General features: G+C 58.1%; 21 protein-coding genes, 1 tRNA gene, 1 riboswitch and 1 other annotated feature. Of the genes, 8 read left to right on the top strand and 14 right to left on the bottom strand.

Features of this window, described 5'->3' with window-relative positions; genetic code table 11:
• Positions 1-179: 179 nt before the first annotated feature.
• Positions 180-1,640, top strand: coding sequence for an amidohydrolase family protein (locus F4X57_01205; protein ID MYC05793.1), 1,461 nt, complete (start codon positions 180-182; stop codon positions 1,638-1,640).
• Between the two features lie 3 nt (positions 1,641-1,643).
• On the top strand, positions 1,644-2,165 hold the full coding sequence (locus F4X57_01200) for a heme-binding protein (GenBank protein MYC05792.1): 522 nt from the start codon (positions 1,644-1,646) through the stop codon (positions 2,163-2,165).
• Between the two features lie 64 nt (positions 2,166-2,229).
• On the opposite strand, the gene F4X57_01195 is transcribed toward F4X57_01200, so the two are convergent.
• Both F4X57_01195 and F4X57_01190 read right to left on the bottom strand, forming a co-directional pair.
• A complete protein-coding gene (locus F4X57_01195; protein MYC05791.1) occupies positions 2,230-2,730 on the bottom strand; it encodes an NUDIX domain-containing protein in 501 nt (166 codons plus the stop codon).
• Positions 2,711-4,435 carry a DUF4349 domain-containing protein gene (locus tag F4X57_01190; GenBank protein MYC05790.1) on the bottom strand — a complete coding sequence of 575 codons (1,725 nt, stop codon included), beginning with the start codon at positions 4,433-4,435 and terminating at the stop codon, positions 2,711-2,713. The genes F4X57_01195 and F4X57_01190 overlap by 20 nt, the downstream gene beginning before the upstream one ends.
• Before the next feature lie 297 nt (positions 4,436-4,732).
• A riboswitch (TPP riboswitch) is annotated at positions 4,733-4,845 on the top strand.
• Between the two features lie 146 nt (positions 4,846-4,991).
• Between F4X57_01190 and F4X57_01185 the strand changes: the two genes are divergently transcribed.
• The 3 genes from F4X57_01185 to thiS are packed head-to-tail and all read left to right on the top strand — an operon-like array spanning position 4,992 to position 6,690.
• Positions 4,992-5,783 (top strand): thiazole synthase, encoded by a 792-nt coding sequence (locus F4X57_01185; protein MYC05789.1) that lies wholly within the window; start codon positions 4,992-4,994, stop codon positions 5,781-5,783.
• Between the two features lie 9 nt (positions 5,784-5,792).
• Positions 5,793-6,494 (top strand): thiamine phosphate synthase, encoded by a 702-nt coding sequence (gene thiE / locus F4X57_01180; GenBank protein ID MYC05788.1) that lies wholly within the window; start codon positions 5,793-5,795, stop codon positions 6,492-6,494.
• The gene (gene thiS / locus F4X57_01175; protein ID MYC05787.1) at positions 6,397-6,690 is read left to right on the top strand and encodes a sulfur carrier protein ThiS; all 294 of its coding nucleotides are present in this window, start codon (positions 6,397-6,399) and stop codon (positions 6,688-6,690) included. Before thiE ends, thiS begins: the two co-directional genes overlap by 98 nt.
• On the opposite strand, the gene F4X57_01170 is transcribed toward thiS, so the two are convergent.
• The 7 genes from F4X57_01170 to F4X57_01140 form a co-directional block, all read right to left on the bottom strand.
• The gene (locus F4X57_01170; protein ID MYC05786.1) at positions 6,687-7,481 is read right to left on the bottom strand and encodes a class I SAM-dependent methyltransferase; all 795 of its coding nucleotides are present in this window, start codon (positions 7,479-7,481) and stop codon (positions 6,687-6,689) included. The two genes, thiS and F4X57_01170, sit on opposite strands and share 4 nt — an antisense overlap.
• A 47-nt stretch (positions 7,482-7,528) precedes the next feature.
• Positions 7,529-7,604: transfer RNA gene (locus F4X57_01165), tRNA-Glu, on the bottom strand.
• 183 nt (positions 7,605-7,787) lie between these two features.
• Complete coding sequence (locus tag F4X57_01160; protein MYC05785.1) at positions 7,788-8,828, bottom strand: N-acetyl-gamma-glutamyl-phosphate reductase; 1,041 nt, start codon at positions 8,826-8,828, stop codon at positions 7,788-7,790.
• 389 nt (positions 8,829-9,217) lie between these two features.
• A complete protein-coding gene (locus F4X57_01155; GenBank protein ID MYC05784.1) occupies positions 9,218-9,970 on the bottom strand; it encodes an endonuclease III in 753 nt (250 codons plus the stop codon).
• 6 nt (positions 9,971-9,976) lie between these two features.
• Positions 9,977-11,047: a tartrate dehydrogenase gene (locus F4X57_01150; protein MYC05783.1), complete on the bottom strand. Its 1,071-nt coding sequence runs from the start codon at positions 11,045-11,047 to the stop codon at positions 9,977-9,979.
• 189 nt (positions 11,048-11,236) lie between these two features.
• Positions 11,237-11,803: an adenylate kinase gene (locus tag F4X57_01145; GenBank protein ID MYC05782.1), complete on the bottom strand. Its 567-nt coding sequence runs from the start codon at positions 11,801-11,803 to the stop codon at positions 11,237-11,239.
• A gap of 12 nt (positions 11,804-11,815) precedes the next feature.
• A complete protein-coding gene (locus F4X57_01140; protein MYC05781.1) occupies positions 11,816-12,073 on the bottom strand; it encodes a hypothetical protein in 258 nt (85 codons plus the stop codon).
• A gap of 177 nt (positions 12,074-12,250) precedes the next feature.
• Positions 12,251-12,511, top strand: a binding site (T-box leader).
• Between the two features lie 54 nt (positions 12,512-12,565).
• Here F4X57_01140 and F4X57_01135 point away from each other — a divergent pair.
• Positions 12,566-15,037, top strand: a complete 2,472-nt coding sequence (locus tag F4X57_01135; GenBank protein MYC05780.1) for a leucine--tRNA ligase — start codon at positions 12,566-12,568, stop codon at positions 15,035-15,037.
• 291 nt (positions 15,038-15,328) lie between these two features.
• On the opposite strand, the gene F4X57_01130 is transcribed toward F4X57_01135, so the two are convergent.
• Positions 15,329-16,264 carry an ABC transporter substrate-binding protein gene (locus F4X57_01130; protein ID MYC05779.1) on the bottom strand — a complete coding sequence of 312 codons (936 nt, stop codon included), beginning with the start codon at positions 16,262-16,264 and terminating at the stop codon, positions 15,329-15,331.
• 168 nt (positions 16,265-16,432) lie between these two features.
• On the opposite strand from F4X57_01130, the gene F4X57_01125 reads away from it, so the two are divergent.
• Positions 16,433-17,599, top strand: a complete 1,167-nt coding sequence (locus F4X57_01125) for an FAD-binding oxidoreductase (protein ID MYC05778.1) — start codon at positions 16,433-16,435, stop codon at positions 17,597-17,599.
• An 88-nt stretch (positions 17,600-17,687) separates the two neighbouring features.
• Here F4X57_01125 and solA read toward each other — a convergent pair whose 3' ends face one another.
• The 4 genes from solA to F4X57_01105 form a co-directional block, all read right to left on the bottom strand.
• On the bottom strand, positions 17,688-18,824 hold the full coding sequence (gene solA, locus F4X57_01120; protein ID MYC05777.1) for an N-methyl-L-tryptophan oxidase: 1,137 nt from the start codon (positions 18,822-18,824) through the stop codon (positions 17,688-17,690).
• Between the two features lie 274 nt (positions 18,825-19,098).
• The gene (leuB, locus tag F4X57_01115; GenBank protein MYC05776.1) at positions 19,099-20,196 is read right to left on the bottom strand and encodes a 3-isopropylmalate dehydrogenase; all 1,098 of its coding nucleotides are present in this window, start codon (positions 20,194-20,196) and stop codon (positions 19,099-19,101) included.
• A 162-nt stretch (positions 20,197-20,358) separates the two neighbouring features.
• Positions 20,359-21,684, bottom strand: coding sequence for an MFS transporter (locus F4X57_01110; protein ID MYC05775.1), 1,326 nt, complete (start codon positions 21,682-21,684; stop codon positions 20,359-20,361).
• A 259-nt stretch (positions 21,685-21,943) separates the two neighbouring features.
• Positions 21,944-22,393 carry an EVE domain-containing protein gene (locus tag F4X57_01105; GenBank protein MYC05774.1) on the bottom strand — a complete coding sequence of 150 codons (450 nt, stop codon included), beginning with the start codon at positions 22,391-22,393 and terminating at the stop codon, positions 21,944-21,946.
• Positions 22,394-22,745: 352 nt separating this feature from the next.
• Here F4X57_01105 and F4X57_01100 point away from each other — a divergent pair, with 352 nt between their 5' ends.
• Entirely contained in the window at positions 22,746-25,277 is a 2,532-nt protein-coding gene (locus F4X57_01100; protein ID MYC05773.1) for a hypothetical protein, read from the top strand.
• Positions 25,278-25,387 lie beyond the last annotated feature (110 nt).

The following is a 25,387-nucleotide window of genomic DNA, read 5'->3' as shown; positions in this document are numbered from 1 at the left end:
GCCGTGAATCCCGTAATCGCTGTGCCTATTGAGATTAAGTTAGTGCGCGAAAGGCTGTCAAGAATAATTTGCGCAGCGAAGCGGATTGGCGGGGTCGCGTTCTGTTGAAGAATTGCCGCTGCTTGACACTTTGTTCACCCGCTCGTACTATTCCACTGATACGGTGTGCTTGCGATTGCATGCAGTTCGCAGCGCTCATAAGACACTTTGCGCAAAGGAGGGCGAGAATGGTTGACATCATCATCGAGGGCGGTCAAGTTGTAACTCCTGCAGGTGTCGGAATCTTCGATGTCGCAATTCACGGCGAGAAGATTGTCGCCGTTACGGAACCCGGCGGGTTAGACATCGAAGCAGGCAAGCGTATCGACGCCTCGGGGAACATTGTCATCCCCGGCGGTATTGAACCGCACGCGCACATCGGGGGACCGCGTCAACCCGAACGCTCGGGTGCGGAGCCGGTCTCGCTCGCGGCGATATACGGCGGCACGACCACAGTTCTGGACTTCGCCAATCAGGTGCCGGGACACGACCTGCATCACGCGCTCGGCGAGGCGGCGGACAGGTGGCGCGGCAACGCATACACCGATTACTCGTACCACCCGATTTTCACCAGAGGCGCGGAAGACCATGTTATCGGGCAAATTGGCGAACTCACGCAGGACGGCTATGCCAGTTTCAAGGTGTTCACCACCAGCATTCGGCCGCCAAGCCCACAAATGCAGGATAACAAGACGGACTTCGGCAGGCTGTCGGCCATCATGGACGAGGTTGCGGCGAGCGGCAGTATCCTAATGATTCACTCCGAAGACGACGACATGGTTATGTACAACTACGACCATGCTAAGGAGTGGGATTGGTGGGACTGGTGGAATATGCACCATGTTCACTCCAATCTGTCTGAAGATGTGTCGTTCCGGCGCGCCATACGACTGGCAGAGCAGAAGCGCTGCCCGGTGTATTTCGTGCATGTCAGCGCGGGAGAAGGCGTGCGTGCGGTCACTGAAACCCGTGGGGCAGGCTTCCCGATTTACGGGGAGACTCTCCACAATTACGCCTGCTTCAACGCCGAAAACTACCGCGAAGAATACGGCATGAAGTATCATACCTACCCGTCTCTGAAATCACCCGAAGACGCGGATTCGCTCTGGCAGGGCTTGTTGGACGGCAGGCTTTCCACGATTGCGACAGACCTTGTGTCCACCACTTGGGAAGAAAAGACGCGCTTCAAGACCGTAGCCGATGTTACGGGCGGGCACAACGGCATCGAGACGCGCGTTGGAATCGCGTACACTGAGGGAGTGGTGCGGCGCGGCATGTCGCTGCAGCGATTCGTGGACATCACATCCACGAACGCCGCCAAAATAATGGGCTTGTATCCGCGCAAGGGGATAATCGCCGCCGGCAGCGATGCGGACATCACCATTCTTGATCCGACCATCAAGGGCGCGCTGTCCCTCGACGACCTGCACCTTGAAGACTATAGCATCTGGGAAGGCTGGGAGATTGAAGGCTGGCCTGTTACGACCATTCTGCGCGGCAATGTGATGATCGAAGATCGTGAGCTAGTCGGCACACCGTCAGTCGGACAGTTCGTCCGCCGCAAAATCGCTCCGGAAGTCCTAGCGCGCCCCGTCTGTTAGTTCATAACGAACAGCGCACTCAATGTCAGTAGTGACACAATCCACTTGTCGTACTGCACGACAGGCTTGGCAAACACAGAACATCGAAAAATAGGAGGAACGAAATTGGCATCACTCACATTGGCGGACGCCGAAAGCGTAATCGCCGGCGCCCGCGCGAAAATGGAAGAGATGGGCGTCAAGCTCACAATCTCGGTCGTGGACGGCAGGGGGGACCTAATCGCGCTCGCCCGCGTTGACGGTGCATCGTGGCGCACGCCGTACATTTCGCAGGGCAAGGCAGTCGCGTCAGCCACTTGGGGCTTGTCTAGCGCAGACATGGCATCCCGCTGGACCGAGCCGATATTCCCCGGCTTTATGGCGATGCAAGGCGGACGATTCATCCCCAGTCAAGGCGCGCTGCCCATCTACAAGGATGGCGAGCTAGTCGGCGCGGCAGGCGGCAGCGGCGGAACTCCGCAAGAAGACGAAGACTGCGTGAGAGCGGGCATCGAAGCGGCGGCAGGGCTGGTGGAGAGCGCGTAACCGCCGACGATTTCACCTCCACCCTAACCTTCTTCGGTTAAGAGGGCAGGGACTTTCTTACCCATCATTCGTTTCCCACAACCGCAAACGCATGCGCCGCCAGCACGCGCACATCTCTTGGCGGCGGCACGGCATCGCCATGCCCTGCATCTAATGCCTTGCCGCTCGCCAAATCTTCGCGGCATACCCAGCGCCAGCCGTCGTTGAGCACGCCCGGTGTGCCGATGGGCTTGCAGAAGTAAATCATGTCTATGTGCTGGTGCCACCCCTGCACCGGGTCGTCAATGTCCTCAATTTCGATTGTGAACGGTGCGTGTACCTGCTCCGGATATTCCAGGTCTATCGGCGTCCCCGTGGGCACGACTTCCGCCCGCACGCCGGTTTCCTCTTCGACCTCGCGCAACACCGCTTGCACCGGGTCTTCGTTCGGCTCGATGTGACCGCCGGGTGGCAGCCACATCTTGACCTTTCGATGCCAGTGCAGCAGCGTCGCATCCTGATGGACGACGAAACCTGTTGCGGTGAAGTGGCGAACCGTCGTCATTCTAGTTTCGTTCCTCGTCATCGCTGTCTTGCCCTGTGGAAAGGTAACCCTCGTCCACGCCGGACTCAGAGCCCGTTCTTCTCCTATGTTCCAGCCCCAGCCTTCTCCTTGACCTCACTATCAAGTAAATGACCAACCCTAATACGATCCATACCGGAGTAAAAATCACAGCCCATATTGCCACCGTGCCTGCCGCCTGCGCGAGGCCGGACAGCGCGCGCACAGCACTCTTGAGGTTGTCGCCGGCGCTCCAGCCGGCTATGATGAATCCCTGTGTTTCTTGTACGAACACTTCGATTGAATTTCTGCCCTCCACACTTCCGGCATCGCTCTCCGCGCTGACGGTCAGCGTAGCCGTATAGGACTGCGGACGATGATTATCGTACACATGCGTCGTGGTAACAGTGGTCGCGCCTTCTTCAGGCGTCCCCGTAACCGCAGGCGTGCCATCGCTGAACTCCCAAGTGTACTGATAATTCGTCAGCCCTTCAGGCCTGGTGAAAGAGCCTGAGAACTCGACCTCTTCTTCTTCATCCACGACCATGTGCTCGCCCGCGAATACGGCAATTGCAGGCAATTCGGTTACAGTTGCGATGAATGTGTCCGAGCCTTCGACGATACCTGCATCGCCGCGTCCGGTCATCTTAATTTCCACGATGAAGGGCGACTCCAAATCGCTGTTGTACTGGTGATGCACGGTCGCGGTGATGCGCCCGCCATCCGCTCGCGGCGCGGTGACTGTTCCCCATGCGACCTGCGAGCCGTCTCCGAAGTCCCAAGTGAAGTCGAACTCGTCTATGCCCTCCGGCGGGTAGAATGTTGCCCTGAACCGCGCGACCTCGCCCACGCTGAATGTCTTGTCTCCGCCGGCATCGACACGCATGTCCTGCGGTGCAAGGTAAAGCGTGACATGCACGAGCGAAAACGCCGCCGTCTCTTCCAGCAGCTTTATCCGTCCCAGGTGCGCCTCTATCTCCACCTGCAAGCGCGCAAGTTCACGCTGCACTTCAAGCGCGTCCTCTACCTTCTCCGCGCGGTCCAGCAGCCTGATGAGTGCTTCTTCTGTCGCTTGCATGCTCTCCACGCGAGAGCGCAGGTCGTAGTATTCATCGGTAACATCCGTGCTCGTGGAAGCCTCTGACATCACATCAACGCCCACCGCGCGCATCCACTCCAGCGTATTGTCGAGTTTTGCCGCCGGCACGCGCACCGATATGAACCCTATGTGCTTCGAGCTCCGGTCAGTGCTCACCACCCAGCCGCCATCCGTCTGCGCCCCTTGGGCAATCTCCTCGATGGATTCGACAACATCATCTACTTCAAGTTCAATATTTACCGTGCGAACGATGATGCGGTTCTGCGCCACGAGCGCAGCGCGCTCCTCGCTGAACTCGCCCGCCTGCAAGCCCTCTTCGGACTGAGCTTCAACCTCTTTTAGAACGACCTTTTCCAGGCGTTGGCTCGCCGCGGCTGGCGCAGCAGTCGGCGCCGCTGCGGGCGCGGCCGCAGCGGGCTGTGCCGGCATTGCCCTACGCGAGGTCGGTGCTGCTTCAGCAGCCATCTGTGCCGCAGGTGCCGCAGGTGCTGGAGCCTGCTGCATCGCTGGAGCGGCAGCGTAAAAGTCGCTATCACCACTCTCCACCCCCGCGCTCCCACACGCCACCAACGCAATCGCAATCGCCAGAAGTCCCGCCAGTAGCAAGGCCAATTTGCTTGTATTCATCATTCAACCCTCCACCAACTTCAGATTCAACATTATCACATTTGTCAGTTCCCGGTGCCGTAATGAACACCCTTCTATACCCATAACGAATCAACCGCCAACTTTGTTCCACATCCCGCAACCTATCGCTTCCCCTCTGGAAGGAAGTTAGAAAGGGGCCCGCAATCCTCTGTGCCTTATGTGGCTATTCCCTCCCCGACCAACCGAAAGACTAACTCACTGACATACTCTGCACATTGACTTGAACGCCGTCGTAGGCTATGCTGAACGAACAATCGAATATGCGAACTGCGAACACGCAGATTTGTTTGGGGGAGCTTGGGCAAGCCAGGCTGAGAGGCTTCGACACTTCGGAGCGACCCCTCAACCTGAACTGGATAATGCCAGCGTAGGGACTGTCCAATCGCCCTTTTGGGCAGGCCTCTGGCAATGAATGTCAGAGGCGTTTTTTTGGCGAAAATGCCATGTAGCTAGAAGCGTTATCGAAACCTAATGCTATAATTGTCTGAACCTTGAAACGGGCTTATGCCTGCCCACGAATAGCACAGGAGACTTTCAGATGAACGACCCCCTTATCATCGGAGGCAAAGAGTTCAAGTCCCGCCTGATGGTCGGCACCGGACGCCACCGCAGCATGGAAGAAATGGTCGCGTCTGTTAAGTCCTCCGGCGCGGAAATCATCACGGTCGCCATTCGCCGCCTAGACCTTGACAATCCCGCCGAGAAGAACATTCTCGACTATTTCGACTGGGACGAGTACACGATCTTGCCGAACACCGCCGGCTGCAAGACCGCCGACGAAGCAATCTTCACGGCGCAGTTGGCGCGCGAAGTAACCGGCTCTGACTGGATAAAGTTGGAAGTCATACCGGAGCCGAAGCACCTGCTGCCCGATCCTGTCGGCACATACGAAGCCGCCTGCCGCCTTGTCGAAGACGGCTTTACAGTGCTGCCGTACATCCACGCGGATCCCGTTCTAGCGAGGCGGCTCGAAGAAATCGGCTGCGCGACGGTGATGCCTCTTGGTTCGCCAATCGGTTCAGGACAGGGCATACTTACGCTGGACGAAATACGGCTGATTATCGCCGACGCGAATGTGCCGGTCGTCGTCGATGCCGGGCTTGCCGTGCCGTCTGAGGCATCGCAAGCGCTGGAAGTAGGCGCGGACTGCGTACTGGTCAACACCGCAATCGCGCAGGCGGCAGACGCGGAGTTGATGGGCGAGGCGTTCAAGTTGGGTGTCGAAGCCGGGCGCAAGGCGTACCTTGCCGGCCGCATAGAGCGCAGGCAGTCCGCAATCGCATCCAGCCCGACCGAAGGCGTTGCGGCGCCGGTCGGCAGCGCCGGATAGGGCAGCGCAATGCGGTTCAATATCCCTACGCTATGCCTCGTTACCGACAGGCAGCGATGCAACGGACGGCGTATCGAGGATGTCGTGGATGCCGCAATAGATGGTGGCGTAGGGCTGGTGCAGCTGCGTGAGAAGGATTTGCCTGCCGTCGAATTGTATAGGCTCGCGCTGCGGCTGAAAGATGTTGTAGGGAATAGGGCATTGCTGTTCGTCAACGACCGCGTGGATGTCGCGCTTGTGGCAGGCGCGGACGGCGCGCAATTGGGCGAGACCGCCTTGCCGTTGCAAGCCGCAAGGCAGATTGCAGGCGGTAAGCTATTGCTGGGACGTTCAGTACACAGCGTTGACGGCGCGGTTGAAGCGCAATTCCAAGGCGCAGACTTGCTTACACTTGGCACGATATTTCCTACGGCATCACATCCGGGCGGAATTACCGGCGGCATTGCGCTCGTGCGCGAAGTAGCGGCTGCGGTAGATTTGCCGTTCTTAGGCATCGGCGGCATTGACGCGGAAAATGTGGGCGATGTGATAGCGTACGGTGCGTCGGGAGCTGCGGTCATCACGACAATCACGACCGCGCCGGACCCGTCCGCCGCCGCAACGTCGTTGCGAGATGCCATGCGCTCTGCGTTCAGTCCATGTGCGCTGCGCGCAATGCGGCTACGGTTCACGCCGGGCAACTTCAAGCAGGACGGTAACGACCATGATTAACCTTACCATCAACGGCAAAGAAAGCACTTTGGACGCGCCTACGCCGCTAGTGGACTATCTTGAATCGCTGGAAGTGAACACGCGGTTCATCGCCGTGGCGCACAACGGCACGGTCATTCGGCGCGAAGAGTTTGACGCGGTTACGCTAGGCGAGGGCGACGAAGTGGAGATTGTGCGCGCCGTAGGCGGCGGCTAGGCGACCGGTTTGCGCGCCTTGTACACGATTGCAAATGGGATCCTGCTCAGCCGGTCGCGCTGGCTCTCCCAATATTCGCCACCATAAGGCGTCTGTTCACGGCGCGGGTCTGCCAAGTTGTATGGCGCCGGCTCTACGACCTGCTCAAGGCTAAAGCCTGCGCCGGTCAGCAGTGCGAACATTTCCGAGAATGTGCGGAAGAATGTTAGCCCCTTTTGTCCATCTTCGCCGGTCGGCTCGTCCCACACTTCGACCGGCGCGCTGAAGTAATCGTTGACGCGCAGGACTCCCTCGTCTGCATCCCACTCGAATGCAGTGAGCGGATGCACCGTGCCAATAACGAGCGTGCCACCACTTCGCAGCGTCCGGTAGCACTCTGACAAGCACGCTGCAGGATCCGGCAGAAACTCCATGCCAAAGCATGTCAGAATCAGGTCAAAGCAGCCGTCGTCAAACATCTCCAGCCGTTCAGCATCAGCTTGCAGCAGATTGACCGATACACCTTCCTGCTTAATCAATTCCCGCGCCTGCGCCAATTGACCTGCGGACATGTCGATGGCGGTAGCAGTCGCCCCCAACTTGGAGAGCGCAATAGAGTTTTGCGCCGCGCCGCATGCCAATTCCAGCGTTCGCTTGTCTTGAACATTACCAATAATTCGCAGCTCGCGCTCGCCGGGGCACAGAGGCGCGTAGTGAACATCGTCAAGGGAAATGCGCGTCTCCGCTTGGTACCACAGGGACATTTCGTCCCAGCCAAGCCGGATTGCCCTCTTGATGCGGTCGGTGGACAAGAGCGGAAGACCTGAATGCGGAGCGTGAATGCGGAAGAGTAGAGCGGTGGTGGCCCCAACGGAATTCGAATCCGTGTTTGCGGCTTGAAAGGCCGCTGTCCTAGTCCCCTAGACGATGGGGCCACGAAACGCAGGGCGTCAATGCCCGGCTATCCTATTGTAGAGACTTGGCGCGCGGGGTGCAATGAAATTGATGGGTTTGGCGACATCCCAAGGGCTGATGCATGGCGGCATTCCCCACCTTAGCCTTCCCCCCATGGGGGAAGGGACTACTCATCACACCGCGTTGATTTCGTTCGGCTATGTTTATGGATACAGCGCGAGCTGCGTAATGCCCTCTTCTTCCGGCAAGCCGAACATGAGGTTCATGTTTTGCACTGCTTGTCCTGCCGCACCTTTGACCAGATTGTCGATGCAGCTGATGACGACGAGGCGGTTCGTGCGCGTGTCCACAGTAGGGTAAACTACGCAATCGTTGTTGCCGAGCGTGTGCTTTGTCATCGGTGGCATGGGCACTACTTTGGCGAATGTCTCGCCGTCGTAGAAGTTGTTGTAGATTTCGCGAATCTCCGACTTCGCGCCATCGCCGCTAGCGACTGCACCTTCCTTCAGCGGTGCGTAGCAGCTCGCGAGTATGCCGCGCGTCATCGGGACGAGATGCGTCAGGAATGTGATGCGCAGCCCGTCGCCACCGTCGAGCAGGTCGAGTTCCTGCTGAATCTCGGGCAAATGGCGGTGTCCGTCAACCGAATACGCGGTGAAGTTCTCGTTGACCTCTGAGTAGTGCGTTTTCAGCGACAGCCCACGACCCGCGCCTGACACGCCCGACTTCGCATCGATGATGATGTCGCTTTCGATAATGCCCGCGTCCACTGCGGGGGCGAGCGCCATTATAGACGCCGTCGGGTAGCAGCCGGGATTGGCGACCAAATCTGACGCAGCCACATCGTCGCGGTGCAGCTCGGTCAAGCCGTACACCGAGCCTTCCATATGCTCGGGGCAGGGATGCTGCACGTTGTACCAGTCTTCATACACATCAAGGTCTTTCAGCCGGAAGTCCGCGCTGATGTCGATAGCCTTCACGCCGTCCGCCAGCGCGTTGCCTATGCGCTCTGCGCTCGCCGCGTGTGGCAGCGCGGAGAATACGACGTCCACGCTCTCGGTTATGTCTTCCGTGATAGTCAGGTCGATTTCCGACAGGTGCGGGAAGACATCGCCGAGTTTCTGCCCGGCTTGGCTTCGCCCGGTGACTGAGGTGATTTCTGCGTTGGGATGTCGGGCGAGGATACGGGCGAGCTCCACACCGGCGTATCCCGTAACATTGATGATGCCAACTTTCACTTTCAACGCAGTTGCCTCCTGATTATTGCTGATAGAAAGTATAAACCTAGACGATATAAGGTAACAAGTCGCTTTCAGTGGATGACTTTCAGCGCAGAGCCGTCGGCGAGACGGTGGATAAGACAATTTCACAATTCATCAGCGCATCCGACGGAGCCGATAAGAAAATTAACAGAACGCCTGTAATTCCACGCTTTCTGGTTTCCCTCCCTTGTTTTCACTAGGCAGTGCTTCTCAAGAAAGACGATTTTGGCAGTCGAACAGCATTTGTGTAATCGTCTCGTAGATATGGAAGTCGCTATCGAATATGAACACGCTACCGCTTGAGTATTTTCTATTCCATCTTGGGCATCTTGGGCGGTATCTCGATGTTCAGGTTATTCCTCCCATCTCCATTATACCTTCTTCCGCTTGGCGGCGGGCTTGCGAGCTTTGCGCTTTGCCTCTCGCTCAATCTTCGGGCGTTCGCGGCAACCCCAATATAGCGCGCAGTTGCCGCACTGTGGGCGCTGTGCCTTGCAGACTTGCCTGCCATGTTGTATGAGATACATGTGGAAGGCGAATACATCCTCCGGCGCGACCATCGGCTCTAGGATGTCGTGCGCCTTGTCCGCGTTAACTTTTGGTCCGATTAATCCCAGCCGCTTGGACACGCGGAAGATGTGCGTGTCAACCGGCATAGCGGGCATACCAAGCGAGAAGCACAGGATTATCGCCGCTGTCTTTGGACCGATGCCGTTGAGTCGCTTGAGCCACGCTTTTGCCTCGTCGAGCGGCATTTCGGCGAGAAACGACAGGTCGAATGAACCGAGTTCGTCGCGGATCTGGTTTAGCACGTTCTTGATGCGCGGCGCTTTCTGCCTTGCCAATCCGCCGCGCCGTATCGCTTCTTCGATTGCCTCGACGGGCGCGTCCGCCACAGCGTCCAGCGACTCGAACACGCGCATCAGGTTGGTGAACGCGCGCTCGGAGTTCAGGTCGGATGTGTGCTGAGACAAGATGGTATAGACCAGCTCCTCAGCAGGCGAGTAACGCACGTGCCACTGTGCGGGACCGTACTGTGGTCCGAGGAAGTCCATCACATCCTGTGCCTTGACCTTGCGGCGTCTCGCTGGCCTAGGCGGCGGTTCCATCTGTTGGATTTGCATCGGTGTCTAGCCCTTGCCCAGTGCGTTGACGATGGCGTCGCCGACCTGTGATGTGGACGATGTGCCGCCAAGGTCAGGCGTCAGCAGCTCACCCTGCTCAATGATGAAGAACACCGCCTTGTCCACAACATCCGCGGCGTCTTCGTGCCCAAGATGACGCAGCATCATAGAGCCGGACAGAACCGCCGCCATCGGATTCGCTATGCCCTGCCCAGCAATGTCCGGGGCGCTGCCGTGTACCGGCTCGAACATCGAGGGGAAACGGCGCTCCGGGTCGATGTTGCCGCTTGGCGCCAATCCCATGCTGCCCGTGATTATCGCGCCGATGTCGGTTAGGATGTCGCCGAACAGGTTGCTGCCCACGACAACGTCGAAACTTTCCGGGCGGCGCACAAAGTCCATGCACGCGGCGTCTATCAGCAGCGAAAGCGTCTCCACATCAGGATATCGCTCCGCCACGCGCTCGAACGCCCTGTCCCACACGAGCATGCCGTAGCCGAGCGCGTTGGACTTGGTGATTGATGTTACGTGCTTCGCCTTGTTGCGCTTGCGCGCTTGCTCGAAGGCGTAGGCGATAATGCGCTCGCAGCCGCGCCGCGTGAACACGCCCGACTGTATGCCGATTTCCTCATCGAATCCGGCATACTGGAAACCCCCAACTTCGGCGTATTCGCCTTCGGTATTCTCGCGTATGACGAGCATGTCGATTTCGTAGGGCTTCGCGTCTCGCAGCGGCGATGTGATGCCGGGATATAGTACGCTTGGGCGCTCGCACACATACTGGTCGAAGGTGCGGCGGATTGGCAGCAGCAGACCGTTCAGGGTGATGTGATCTTGAACGTCGGGGCGACCCACCGCGCCAAGATATATCGCGTCCGACTCAGCCATTTGGTCTAGCCCGTCGGTGGGCATCATCCTGCCGTGCTCAATGTAGTAGTCCACATTCCAGGGGTGTTCGATGAAGTTCCAGTCGATGCCGTACTGCTCGCCGACGGCATTCAGAACCTTGATGCCCTCTTCGATTACATCCACGCCGATGCCATCGCCACGGATGACTGAAATCCTATACTCGGGCATTCTGACCTCTCAAGTTTCTATTTCTCAAATTGCTGTTCTAGTGGTATTCGTTCAGGCTGAAGCGCTGCGGCACCAGTGGACGCATCCACTTCAACCACTTCCTGGATTCCCGTATCAAGGGGCCGCGTCAATATGGCAGGGAAGTATCGCAGCATTAAGTTGCGGGGAAGCGATACCGGCTATCATACACTACATTTCGGCGCTGATACTTTCAAGCCACCTGCGCGTTTCCTTCACAGATTTGAATCGCAGCACTTCGATCTGCCGGTAATCCTCCGATGTCAGTGTGTCGGCGAGTGATTTACGCCGTTTCCAGTGCGTCTGAATTGCCCACAGGAACAGCGAATCCTTCGTCAGGAAGTGCCGCCATAGGTCCTCCGTGTTGTCGTTCCAGAGCCTGGTGCGCATAATGCCGCGTATCATCGTGCGCCGGAATAAGCGCCAGAACACCAGCGGGAATGAATAATCGAGCCATATGAGCGTTGTAGCGCGTGGCCAAATGATGTCGCGCGCCACCGTGTAATTGCCGTCCACAATCCAGTGATCGCCACGCAGCGAACCGGCAATCCGACGCCTGAATTCGTCGTCCGGCGTTTCTGTCCAGTTCGGACCGTGCCGTATGGCGTCCAGCTCGACGGCAGGTATTCCCAGCATCTTCGACAGCTGCAGCGCCAGTGTCGTCTTTCCCGAACCCGTGGTGCCGAGTATGGCGATGCGGCGGGTGTCTTTGGACGGATAACGATTTTCACCATTCATTGGCGCACAAGTCTAGTCGAGACTAATAACATCAATCAGACGGCTACGCACGGGATTGATGCCCAGCGCGAATATTTCCAGGGTCACAGCTCCGAGTAGTGGCACAGAATTGTCGTCTGCGAATACAACAGGGGATGGGATTTCCCTGCCGTCAATTTTGACATTTGCCACGCCGAATCCTCTCTGTATGCGCCTATTGTCCGCCAGTATGAAATTCCTGATTTCTATCGGTTCGACTCCGAGTCCTCTTAGAAGAGAACTCGGCAACATCGTGTAAGTTGCACCGGAGTCCACGAGCGCATCGACTTTCTCATAGCGTTCCCCTTGCTAGTCTCCGATTTCCAGCTCGACTTGGAATACTCCCACTAGCAAGTCCCCTCTTCCTCGTACTAGGCAATAAATCTTGACGCCAATTGCGCCCGATGTTAGGTTATTTTAATACAGATATGTAAAGCGTTGAAGGGGAGTAGTAGCGTCGCATAGGGCACGCAGAGAGGCGAGGATGGTGGAATCTCGCCACGCAGCTATGCCGTGAACTCGCCCCGGAGCGTCCAATCTGAAATCGCGCAAAAACTCGCGTCTCGCTTAGTAGGATTGGACGGGTATGCCCGTTATAGCTATCGAGTGCCCCGATGCACGCGTGTGTTCGTGTATTGGGGAACAAGGGTGGTACCGCGGTATCTTCCATGCGAAGGACCCGTCCCTTGATTGGGGACGGTTTTTTTGTGCATTTCTGATTTGAACCTACTGGAGGACAAGCAGATGGCAGTTGTCAGGACGGTGGAGCAGAGATTCGATCACAGTGCTATTGATGCCAAATGGCAGCAGCGATGGGTTGAAGATGGCGCGCACACGGTAAAGGACGACGACCTACGCCCGAAGTGGTACGAGCTGACGATGTATCCCTATCCGTCAGGCGACCTGCATATCGGGCACTGGTACGCAATGAGCCCGTCTGATGCGCACGCACGCTTTCGCCGCATGCAGGGTTACAATGTGCTGCATCCCATGGGGTTTGACGCATTCGGCTTGAACGCCGAGAACGCCGCCATACAGCGCGGTATTCACCCGTTCCGATGGACGACCGAGAACATGGAGAACATGCGCCGGCAGCTGCGTAGCATGGGTGCCATCTACGACTGGGATAGGGAAGTCGTAACCTGCGCGCCCGAATACTACAAGTGGAATCAGTGGTTCTTCTTGCAGTTCTACAAGAACGGGCTGGCGTATCGCGCAGACGCGCCGGTGAATTGGTGCCCGCGCTGCCAGACCGTCCTTGCGAACGAGCAGGTGGTCAACGGGCTGTGCGAGCGCTGCGATTCGACGGTTACGCATCGGGACCTTAATCAATGGTTCTTCAAGATTACCGACTACGCCGAAGAGCTGCTCGACCACTCGAAGATAGACTGGCCTGCCAAGATTAATCGGATGCAGGACAACTGGATAGGCCGCAGTGAGGGTGTGGACATCGAGTTCGACATATCCGAGTATGGCTTGGAAGAAACGACGATGACGACCTTCACCACACGTATCGACACCGTGTATGGCGTAACATTCGTAGTGCTCGCGCCGGAACACCCGCTGGTCGAGAAGTTGACCACGCCGGAGCGAAAGGCGGAGGTCGAGTCGTATGTCGAGCAGGCGCGCGTACAGACCGAGATTGAACGGCTGTCCACCGAAAAGGAAAAGACCGGCGTATTCACAGGCGCATACTGCGTCAACAGGCTGAACGGCGAGCGCGTGCCGATACTTGTCGGCGACTATGTTCTGCTGACATACGGCACGGGCATCGTGATGGGCGTGCCTGCGCACGATGACCGCGATTTCATTTTCGCGCAGAAGTATGGACTGCCGATTCGTGTTGTTGTCGCTCCGCCCGATTGGGACGGCAATGACCTTGAGGAGGCGTATGTCGCGGTCGGCACGCAGGTCAACTCCGCGCAATTCGACGGGCTGAGCAGCGCAGAAGGCAAAGAGCGTATCGCCGAGCACATCGAGGCGAACGGCTGGGGCAAGCGAACGGTGCAATACCGCGTGCGCGACTGGCTCATCTCGCGCCAGCGTTACTGGGGTACGCCGATTCCTGTCGTTTATTGCGAAGTCTGCGGCGATGTGCCGGTGCCTGAGGAAGACTTGCCCGTGCTGCTGCCGGAAGACGCCGAGTTTCGCCCGACAGGCGAGTCGCCGTTGGCGCTGAACAAGGGCTTCTTGAACACCAAGTGCCCAATCTGCGGTAGGGCAGCCAAGCGCGAGACCGACACGATGGACACCTTCGTGGACTCGTCGTGGTACTTCCTGCGCTTCACCGACGCCAAGTACGAGAAGGCAGCGTTCGACCCGGACAAGCTGGCGCAGTGGGGTGCCGTTGACCAATACACCGGCGGCGCGGAACACGCAGTGATGCACCTGCTCTACGCGCGTTTCTTCGTGAAGGCGTTGCGCGATCTGGGTATGCTGGACATGGACGAGCCGTTTGACCGGCTGTACAACCAGGGCGTCATACTCGGTTCCGACCACGAGAAAATGAGCAAGTCGCGCGGGAATGTCATCGCGCCGGACGAATATGTGGACACATTCGGCGCGGATGTGGTGCGCTGCTTCCTGATGTTCCTCGGACCGTGGGATCAGGGCGGCAGCTGGAGCGATTCCGGCATCAACGGCATGGCGCGCTGGATCAACCGTGTCTGGGATGTCGCCACGCGCGACGGGAGACAGCTCGACGACTTCCCGCGCGACGATGACGCCGTGCGCGATGTGCAGCGCCTGATGCACAAGACAATTCAGCGTGTAGGCGAAGACCTCGACCGCTTCAAGTTCAACACGGCGCTCGCAGGCTTGATGGAGTACACGAACGGGCTAAACCAGCACTGGGAAGACAAGGGCATCCACTCCGAGCACTGGGCTGAGGCGGTCAGCAACCTGCTCACATTGATGTCCCCGATGGCGCCGCATGTATCCGAGGAGCTCTGGGAAATTACGGGACACAAAGGAAGCGTCCACGCCAATACCTGGCCCGAATGGGACGAAGAACTAGCCGCCGACGAGGTATTCACGCTGGTAGTGCAGGTAAACGGCCGCGTCCGCGACAAACTGGAAGTTCCTGTGTCCATCACCCAAGAAGCAGCCGAAACAGCCGCTTTGCAAAGCGGTAGGGTTGCGCCGCACATCGAAGGTAAATCAGTAGCTCGTGTGATATATGTGCCCGGCAAGTTGGTGAATGTGGTGGCGCGGTAGCGTAAAGGGTAGGTGGATGTGCTCTCGCATTAGAAGCGCGTCCGCGAGCTTCAAAGTGATCTGACGCACTTGACAGAAGTTGTCCGTCAGTGCGTTGCCGGCAGTGTCGGCGGCTGACTCCTGCTTGGGGCGGCCGCCTGCCTGTCTATCCGGCTCTGGGTAGCAATTCGCGGAGGCCCTTAATACCGGACGGGGATTGCTCTGCCACACACTTTCACAATGACGAATGTCAGACGACCACTGAGCCCACAATCCTTGGAACGCCTCCGTGACCTCCGTCCGACCCGCCAACTACGCCAGCTTCAGCGTATCCGCGGGGAACAGCGTCTCCGAGTCCACGACGGTGGGAATTACGCCTTGTTCAACGTTGTGCGCTATGAATGTTTCGAGCGTGTGGCGGGCGCTTTCGTAGCCGTAGGGGATAGGGTCGCCGTCCACGATTTCGGCTCGCGCAAGGAAGCTCTGATCCCCCGGTCCGGACGCCTCGCCGGATTGCAGGCGCTCCACATACGGCGCCTTCGCCTCGCTGAACATGCCGTAGAGTTCGTGCGCGATCTTGTCCATGCCGTCTAGCAGGTCGTCCTTCACGACGAGCAGGTGGCTGATGGGGTACAAGCCGGTCTTCTCGTGCCACGCGGCGTCCAACCGCGGGGCGTCGGGGAACATCGGCATTACATCGTCCGAATCAATTGGACCTGCGCCTATCGTAGCATCCACTTCGCCTGAAATCAGCATGTCGGCGAGATCGCTGTTTGCCGACGACTCCACATTCGATGGCTCGACGAACTCTTCGACATGCTCATCGCCCGACAGCACCCATGTTACGGCGTCTAAGTCCACGCCGTGTTCGTGCTGCAGTATCGAGCGCGTCCATACGCCCGGCGTCAGAGTATAGCTGCGGACGCCGACTCTGCGCCCTTCAAGGTCCTTCGGCGCGCTGATGCCTGAGTTCCTGTTGACCAGTATGCCGCCGTGATAGAAGTCGTGCGTCAGGAATATAGGTAGCGCGGTGAGTCGCTTGCCGTGCGCGCGTGAGCACAGGTATGTCGCGAGTGCCATCTCCGCGACATCGAACTCCAGCGCGCGCACCATCCGCCGGAATATCATCGGCACAGGCGTGATTTCTTTGTGTTCCATGCCGAACCTGCTCGATGTTACGCTGCCGTCCTTAAGCGGCGTCGTATGCCCGTAATTGCCAAGCGCAAATGTCAAAGTCGTGTCGCTCATTTCGCCGTCTCCTGTTCAGTTCAATGTATGGTATCGTTGTTACGCACGGCGACATTATATTCCAAGTCGCCGCGCAGACCAAATTTAGAGTGGTCAAAAATAATTTGAATGGCATCAATTTCGCAAACATAATCACCAAACAGGCATTGGCAAACAGGAGTCATACTTATGCCAAACTCGCGCAATGGCAGTTCGCGTGTGGTAGTCGTAGGCGCGGGCATCGTAGGCGCGAGCATCGCCTATCGGATAGCTGCACGCGGATTCGCCGTCACGCTCATCGACAAGGCGTTGCCCGGCAGCGGTGCGTCCAGCCACAGCTTTGCATGGATTAATGCCGGCCTGAAGGCGCCGCTTGACTACCACAACCTAAACCGCCGCTCAATGGATATGTGGGAGCAGTTCGCCGCGAAGATTGCGGACGACGGAGACAGCGCGAGCGTGGGGCTGCGCTGGGGCGGCAAGGTGTCGTGGGTGACCGAGCCGAATGAGGCGGAGCGGCTCGAATCTGAAGTAAGGCAAATGCAGGCGTGGGGATACCCGTCGCGTCTCATCAACGCGGCGGAGTTGCGAGAGCTTGAGCCGGCGCTCGCGGTGGACAGTGCCGCCGCCGCAGAATATAGCGAGAACGAAGCTCAGGTCGAGCCGCAAATGGTCGTCGATGCATGTGTGCGCCGGTTGTCTGAGCTTGGTGGGACAGTCCTCACGAACACGGAAGTCGTCGGGTTGAGCCAGTCGCACGATGGCAAGGTAAAGGCGGTCGAAACGACATCCGGCACAATCGAATGTGACACCGTAGCGCTGGCTGCCGGCACTGATGTTACACCGCTCGCCGCGATGGCAAGCGTGCATGTGCCGCAATATCGGAGTCCGGGTGTGGTAATTCGCACGAATCCGCTGCCGCGTGTGCTGGAAAGTGTGCCGGTCATCTATGCGCCCTCATCGGCAGACGGGCGGCAAGAGATTCACATCCGGCAGTGCGCCGACGGCAGGATGATGATAGGAGAGGGCAATCAGGAAAGCTTAGCAGAAGACGACAGCCAAGCGCACGCAGATGATTTGCTAGACCGCGCGCGTCGGTTCCTGCCCGCGCTCAACGGCTCAACGGCGGTGCCCGTCCCGGTCGGCTGGCGACCAATGCCGCTAGACGGCTACCCAATAATGGGCTTCACACGAGAAGCGCCAAATCTGTACATCGCCCTAACACACAGTGGCGTAACACTGGCGCCACTGCTAAGCCAACTCGCGATGCTAGAAATATGCGACGGCGCGGTTGTTGATGCCGTGCTATCGCCGTATCGCCTAGGGCGATTCGCTGGCATGAAGACGGCAAATTAGGCGTATCAGTGAAGTGCTAACTGCATTGATGTAAACTCGCCATTCAATCGTATGGTGTGTATGATGCCAAGAATACCGCGCCAATTCGTCAGTCGAACCGCGCCAGCTTGAACATCCCAATGTCGTGTTTTGTCGCGCCGTCCAGGGCTAAGTCTGCCATAATCTCGCCTACGACGCTGGAGAACTTGAACCCGTGCCCGGAGAATCCCGCCGCAACTGAGACCTGCGGCGCGTCGGGCAGGCGGTCGATGATGAAGTGTTCGTCAGGGCTGTTGGTGAACATGCACACCTTCATCGATGATGTCGCACCGGCGGCTGCGGGGAAGTACTTCTCGGTGAAGTCTCGCAGCACTGCTTCGTCAGCGGCGTTTGGCTCGCGGTCGATTGTGTCCGGATCAACATCCTCGAAGAAGTGGTGATATTTGCCGAGCTTGAAGCCGGGAATGCCGAACTCCGGGAAGCCGTAGAACTGCCCTTCGTCCACGACTAGATTGAAGACAGGGAACGAGTCGGGCGTGTACAGCTCAGGTTGCAGCGTATTGAACCATGCCAGCGCCTGCCGTTCCGGGACTGCCGCCGCGCTTATGCCGGGAAGCAGTTTGTACGCCCATGCGCCGGCGCAGATGACAAGCGTTTCGGCTCCGTACTCGCCGCGGTCCGTTCGCACGCGCACGCCGTTCGTGATTGGCTGCCACTCCAATGTTCGCTCGCCCGTATGGACGGCGGCGCCCAAAGCCTGCGCGCGCTCCACGAACAGCGATATGCACCGCTCCGGCAGCAGAAAACCGCCATCGCCTTGATACACCGCCATCGTGTCGGACGGCAGGCGGTAGGCTGGGAAACGCTTGGTAAGCTCGGCGCTTGTCAGCACATCGTGCGGCAGGTCGTGCTCTTCGCAGGACAGCAGTGAGCCGTTGAAGTTCGATCCGTCCGGCGGACCGGCGTCTATCGAGCCTGTGATGTGCAAAATCTGTTCGTCCGCTGTGGTTTCGAGGTCGTGCCAGAGTTCGTAGGCGCGGCGCATCAGCGGCACATACGACGGATGCTCGTGGTACGCCAGCCGGATGATGCGCGTTACGCCGTGCGACGAGCCTTGGTCGTGCGCGATGCCGAACTGTTCGATGCCCAACGCGCGTTTGCCCCGCTGCGCGAGTTGATACAGCGTTGCGCTGCCCATGCCGCCCAGCCCTATGACGATGGCGTCGTAGTGCTGTGTCGTAGTCATTGCGCCGCCTCCGCAGTCCGCGAACTATGCCGCCAGCCGGCAATATAACCGATTGAATCAACTACCACTATACACTGGCTTTAGGTTTTATGGGGTTCGCTATTCGGCGTTCTCAATATGTGCTGGTGTTGCAAAAAATGGGTGCCCATCAGCCGCGTGGATTCCCGCCTGTCCGGGAATGACGAGCATGAATACCAACACACACGCTATTCGGCAGCCGGTAACGTATCCGTCTGAATTACAGACACTTGCAAGTCTTAATGTCTATAATCGACTATACCCGTCCCGCGATAACATCGCCCATGTCGGTTGTGCGGCAAACTTCGCCGCCATCTCCGGCAATGTCTGGCGTGCGGTAGCCCTCCGCTAGGACGCCCTCGACAGACTGCTCTACGGCGTCCGCCTCGTCGTCGAGTCCCAGCGAGTAGCGTAGCATCGACGCCATGCTCAGGATGGTGCCGATGGGATTCGCGATGCCCTGACCGGCGATGTCCGGCGCGCTGCCGTGAATCGGCTCGTACAGGCTGACCGGGCGCTTGCCGCGACCGCTCGGATTTGGCAGCCCGGATAGGCTCGCAGACGGCAGCATACCCATCGATCCCGCAAGCACGGACGCTTCGTCTGTCAGAATGTCGCCGAATGTATTCTCCGCCACGATGACATCGAAGTGCGCCGGATTGTTAATGAGCTGCATCGATGCCGCGTCAACGAGAACATGCTCAAGCTCGACATCGGGGTATTCCTCGCCGATCTCGGTGGCGATTTCGCGCCAAAGCCTGCCGGTTTCGAGCACATTCGCCTTGTCCACCGATGTCAGGCGCTTACGGCGGCCTTGCGCCAACTCGAAGCCCACGCGAACGATGCGCGCGATTTCCTGCTCAGTGTACTTCAGCGTGTCCACGCCGCGCCGTCCCCGCGAGGTGTCCCAGCGCTTCTTAGGCTTTGCGAAATACAGCCCGCCCGTCAACTCGCGCACGATAATCATGTCCACGCCTTCAAGCAGGTGCGATTTTATCGGGCTAGAGTTTATCAGCTGCGGATAGACCTTGACCGGGCGCAGGTTGGCGAACAGCCCAAGGCTTTTGCGAATTGCCAGTATGCCGTCCTCGGGGCGTGTGGGCGCGCGCGGGTCGTCCCACTTAGGTCCGCCGACCGCGCCGAACAATATGCCGTCCGTCTCGCCGCACATCTCGACCGTCTCGTCCGGCAGGGGCGTGCCGAAATCGTCGATAGCATTGCCGCCGACCCTGCCGTAGCCCGTATCGAAAGTATGCCCGAAGCGATTGCCGACAGCGTTCATCACCTTGACCGCTTCCGCCACGACCTCAGGTCCGATGCCGTCTCCCGGCAGCACGGTAATAGAATAGTTCATCAACTTCTCCGTCAAAATTGCTCTGTCTTGATGCAGTGCGTCAGCGCTCTGCGGCGCGTATTTCGCACGGCGTATTATACTGCAATACAACGCTGGGCACACAGGCCTCTGCCTGCGAAATAGGCTAGGGCAAGTTCAGCCATTTTGTGGTAATCACGGCGATCAATGATGCCCCGGCGAGCGCGCCGGACGCGGCAGTGGCGTTACCAGCAATATCACCGCGCCAATCAAGAACAGCGCAGCGACATAGGTGAAGGTCGCTTCCGGCCCGCCGAGTTCTATGCCGCCGAATGTGAAGCCGTTGTCGTAGAGCCAACCGGCGATTAAAGGCGATGCCGCGCTGAGCACGAAACGCTCCAGCGACAGAATTCCCAGCACTGTCGTAGGTACTTCGTCGCCCACGACGTCGAGCGCCAGAGCCGTCAGGATAGGCTGGTCGCCGTACAGGAAAGTGCCCATCAGCAATACTATGGCGATGAGTAGTATGCCCGGCTCCGCTCGCCCAAGGAAATACGCCATCACGGCAAGCAATATCAGACCGGGAACGAGGACAATCTTTCTGCCAAGCTTATCCGAAAGGTATCCGACAATCGGTGTCGCCACTATTCCAACCGCGAGTAGCGCGCCAAAATGAAAGCCCCTGGATACAGGAGACAACCCGATGTCATCCAAGAACAATGGAAAGAATGTGATTAGCCCGATGAACGCCATTCCTCGTATGCCACCAACGAATGCGACAATCCACAAAATTGGATTGAGTAGAATGCGTTTTGATGTTTCCCACTGATCGCCACGACTTGCCGTATCTTCTTCGCCTGTCCTGCCGATGTTCTTGAATGCCCAATAGACAAGGAAAGCTAGGAAGATGGGAACGGCTGCGTAGATGCTGATAATTTGCTGCCATGTCAAGATACCGAGCAGCAGCACGGTAACCGGCGGCGCAATGACATCACCGACTTGCCCGCCAACGCCATGGAACGACAGCGCCGTGCCTCTGCGGTGCGAAAAGTGATGCGACAAGGACGCCATAGCCGGCAGGTGCCAGATGGACGCTGCCAGCGCGACTACGCCCATGCCAACGAGCAAGATTACATAGCTGGGCGCGAGACCGATTATCAGCCAACCAATGCCGAAGAATGCCATGCACAGCGCGAGAACCAGCCCCCAATACTTGCGCAGCGCATCCGCGATGATGCCGCCGGGCAGCGTTACTAACCCCGACACAAGCTCTCGCACCGTCGAGATGCCGCCTACCGCGCCACCGCTCAGCGCAAAAGCTTCGCGTATCTCGGGCAAAAGGACAATCAGGCTCTGCGTGAACCAGTGGAAGACGCCATGCCCGCCCGTCAAGCCGGAGATGATGAATCCGCCTCTACCGCGTATTCCCTGCGGGTGATGTCCGTGTCCATGTCCGTGGTCGTCATGATTGGCGACATCGGGGTCAGGTGTATGTTCGTGTTGTTCTGGTGTGCCGTGCGGATGCTGCATTGACGGGCGACCTTTCGTGTCCCTAGGCTGTCGCTTGGCGCAAAGCGGCGCGCCATGCGCAATGGGATATTCACATTACCGCGACTGAATGTCAACAAGCGATTCTTGCCAACGGCGCATGCTATTCCATGCAGACGCATATTTCCAGTAGGCAATCGGGCCAGTAGGCAAGCGGGAATGGGCAAGTTCGGCAGGGTCGTCAACGGTAGCGCAAACATGCACGGCCTGAATCTGCTATCAGTTACAACGACTGCAACCGCTATTCCTGCGCGCCCAATGCCAGAATAATGTCCCATTGCTGCTTGGTGACCGGCTGCACGGATAGGCGTGAGTTCTTGACCAGCGGCATCTCTTCTAAGCCCGGCGTCGCCTTGATCTCGCGTAGAGGGACAAACCGCTCGAACTCTGCGACCGCCTTTATGTCCACCATGTACCAGACGGGATTGTCCGGCGTGCTTCTCGGATCGGGATGCTCCGATTCAGAATCCCAAGCCGTGTGGTCGGGGTAACCCTCTCGCACTACGACTGCCGTGCCTACCGCGCCGGGCGGCTTGGCGTTCGAGTGGTAGAAGATGACGCTATCGCCGACTTTCATATCGTCGCGCATCATGTTCCGCGCCTGATAATTGCGCACGCCGTCCCACTCAGCCGTGCTGTCTTCCTCGCCCATCAGGTCGCTGAACGAGTACGCGCCGGGTTCTGATTTCATTAGCCAGTATCGCTTTTGAGACAATTTTCCAACTCCTTTGATGTATCCTACTATCTGGTTCTGCCTGAAAGACGAATTCACGGATGCCATTTATACCTGTTATTTCGAGCAAAGCGAGAAAACTAGAGTCGGAAACAGGTTTGGATGCAACGATTCCAGATTCCTCACTGCGTTCGGAATGACATGAAAGTAATGCGGAATGGCAACATTAGGGATTTGTGAAATCGTCTCCCCGCCTAAACAAAAATGACCGAATATGACCCAACTATGACATAATGTATTGTTTACCGAATCACCGTGTGATTCGATTCCAGAATATCTTACAACAACGTATTTCAAACGGGACTACTATATGGCAGCCGATAGAGAGCAATCGATACCCACTCCTGCGGAACATTTAGGATTCGAGGTTGGCGCGGATAGGAAACTCGCCGGTTGGCAGGAAATCGCTGAATACTTCGAGATGCTCGGTGAGATGTCCGAGCGCGTGCAGACGGTTGAGATTGGAAGAAGCACGAAAGACAACCCATTCCTATTGACAGTCATATCATCCCCGGAGAATCTGTCGAACTTGGACGACCACAAGCGCGCGCAGGCGAGGTTGGCGGATGCGCGCGCCATATCAGGAGACGACCAAGCAGACGCGCTAATACGGCAGGGCAAGGCAGTCATCGCCATCACTTGCGGCATACACGCGACGGAAGTCGGCGCGACGCAGATGTCCATGCTTTTGGCGCACTGGCTGGCGACCGACGAAAGGGAAGACGCGCGGGCGGTCCTGGACAATGTGATTCTACTGCTGCTGCCCTGCACGAATCCGGACGGGCTCATCGATGTGAAACAATGGTACGAGAGCACGCTCGGCGAATCCTATGAGGGCGTTATGCCGCCGTTCCTGTACCAGCACTACACCGGACATGACAACAATCGCGACTGGTTCATGTTCACGCAGCAGGAAACTCGTCTGCTAGTCGACCACTGCTTCAACGCGTGGCGTCCGCATGTTGTGCTGGACATGCACCAGACGCGCTCTACCGGCGTACGCATGATGGTGCCGCCGTTCGTAAACCCGATGGGGCCGAATGTGGACGCAATCCTGAACGCGGAGAGCGCGATGCTCGGCGCGGCGATGGCGGCAGACCTGACTGCGCAGGGCAAGGCGGGCGTGTCGATGAATGTCGTGTACGATGCGTACAGCCCCAACAGGTCGTACCAGCAGTATCACGGCGGCGTGCGGATGCTGACTGAGGCTGCGGGTGCGCGCATCGCTACGCCGGTGAATGTGCCGGAGCGCAATCTGCAAACCGACAGGGGCGAGACGCCGACGGAGATTACTTGGAACCATCCGCTGCCATGGAAGGGTGGCATTTGGCGTTTGAGCGACATCGTGGAATATAACCTGATTGCCGCGAAGTCGTGCCTAACGCATTCCGCCCGGCTGCGCGAGACGCTGTTGCGAAACTTCTATCAGGTGGCGAAGAATGCCATCAAGAAGCACACATTGCCGCGCGCGTTCATCATTCCCACGCAGCAGCACGACCATTCCGCCGCCGCCGAAATGCTGGACGCGCTGCGCACCGGTATGGTCGAAGTCCACGAAGCGACGCAGGCATTCAACGCGGACGGGCAGCCGTTTGCAGCCGGCTCTCGCGTCATCCTGAACGGGCAGCCGTACTGGGGTTTCGCGAAGACGCTCTTGGAACAGCACAAATATCCGGAAGTGCGAACGCATCCCGGTGGTCCCTTCAAGGTGCCCTACGATGTTACGGCACACTGCATGCCGATGCTAATGGGCGTTAACTCGTACACCATCAGAGGCAGATTTTCCGCCCCGCTAAGGCTGCTCGAAGAGAGCGAGCCATCAATGCCCGCCACGCTGTCGGAAAATAGCGTGCGTCGTCGCGGTAATGGCGGTTTGAAGAAGCACGCCGCTTGGATTATATCGCCCGAATCGAACGCGAGCGCGCGGTTGGTGAACAACCTGCTGCGGTCAGGCGGGAATGTGCGGCGCGCGCGCGAGCCGTTCGCCATCGAAGGCGTGTCATACGCGCGAGGTGCATTCATAGTGGAAAACGCGCAATCGTTGAACGGCGTTGTGTCCGACACTTTGCAAGAGCCGTCCGCCAACTCTATACGCGCGGTCGAAAGCATACCCGATGTCGCTTACCACAAGTTGTCGAAGCCGCGCATTGCCGTGTACAAGAGCTACGTCGCGTCGGTGGAAGAGGGTTGGACGCGCTATGTGCTGGACGAATACGGCTTCGACTACCACTCGCTGCTGAATGAAGAGACGCACGAAGGCAATCTGCGCGAGCAGTTTGACGCTATCGTTTTACCACACCAGCTCGTGCGGCATATCCACTGGGGACATAGAAAGTCGTACTACCATCCCAAATACTCCGGCGGCATTGGTGAGCAAGGCGCGGATAACCTGCGCGAATTCGTAGAACAGGGCGGCACGCTGGTAACATGGGACGGCTCGGCGCGGTATGCGATACGCCATCTTGAATTGCCCGTGCGCAATGTGCTGGCAGATCTGAAGCGCGCCGACTTCTACTGCCCGGGTAGTCTGCTCGCCGTGCTGCTGGACGCTGGGCATCCGCTTTCTTACGGGATGCCCAGCCTTTCGGCGGTGATGTTCTACGACGGACCCGCATTCGATATTCGGCGCGGCAGGGTGGTGGCGAAGTTCCCGATGCGCAATCCTCTGTTCAGCGGCATGCTGGTGGGACCCGAGAATCTGTACAACAGGACCGCACTCGCAAGCATACCGCTCGGTGAAGGCGAAGTTGTGCTATTCGGCTTCAGGCCCCAATTCAGAGCGCAAGCACGTGGCACATATAAACTGCTGTTTAATGCGCTGTACGGCAGCGCGTATTCGTAGCCGTCCAAGTAGGACTAATCAGTGAGACGATTTCACAAATGCAATTTATGCCTGTCATTTCTTGCGAAGCGAGAAATCTAAAGTCGCAAACAGGTTTACATGCAGCGATT

This window comes from Chloroflexota bacterium (genome assembly GCA_009840355.1).
Classification (GTDB): Bacteria; Chloroflexota; Dehalococcoidia; order Lucifugimonadales; family JADFKI01; genus Bin90.
This window is presented reverse-complemented; position numbering and strand designations above follow the sequence as displayed.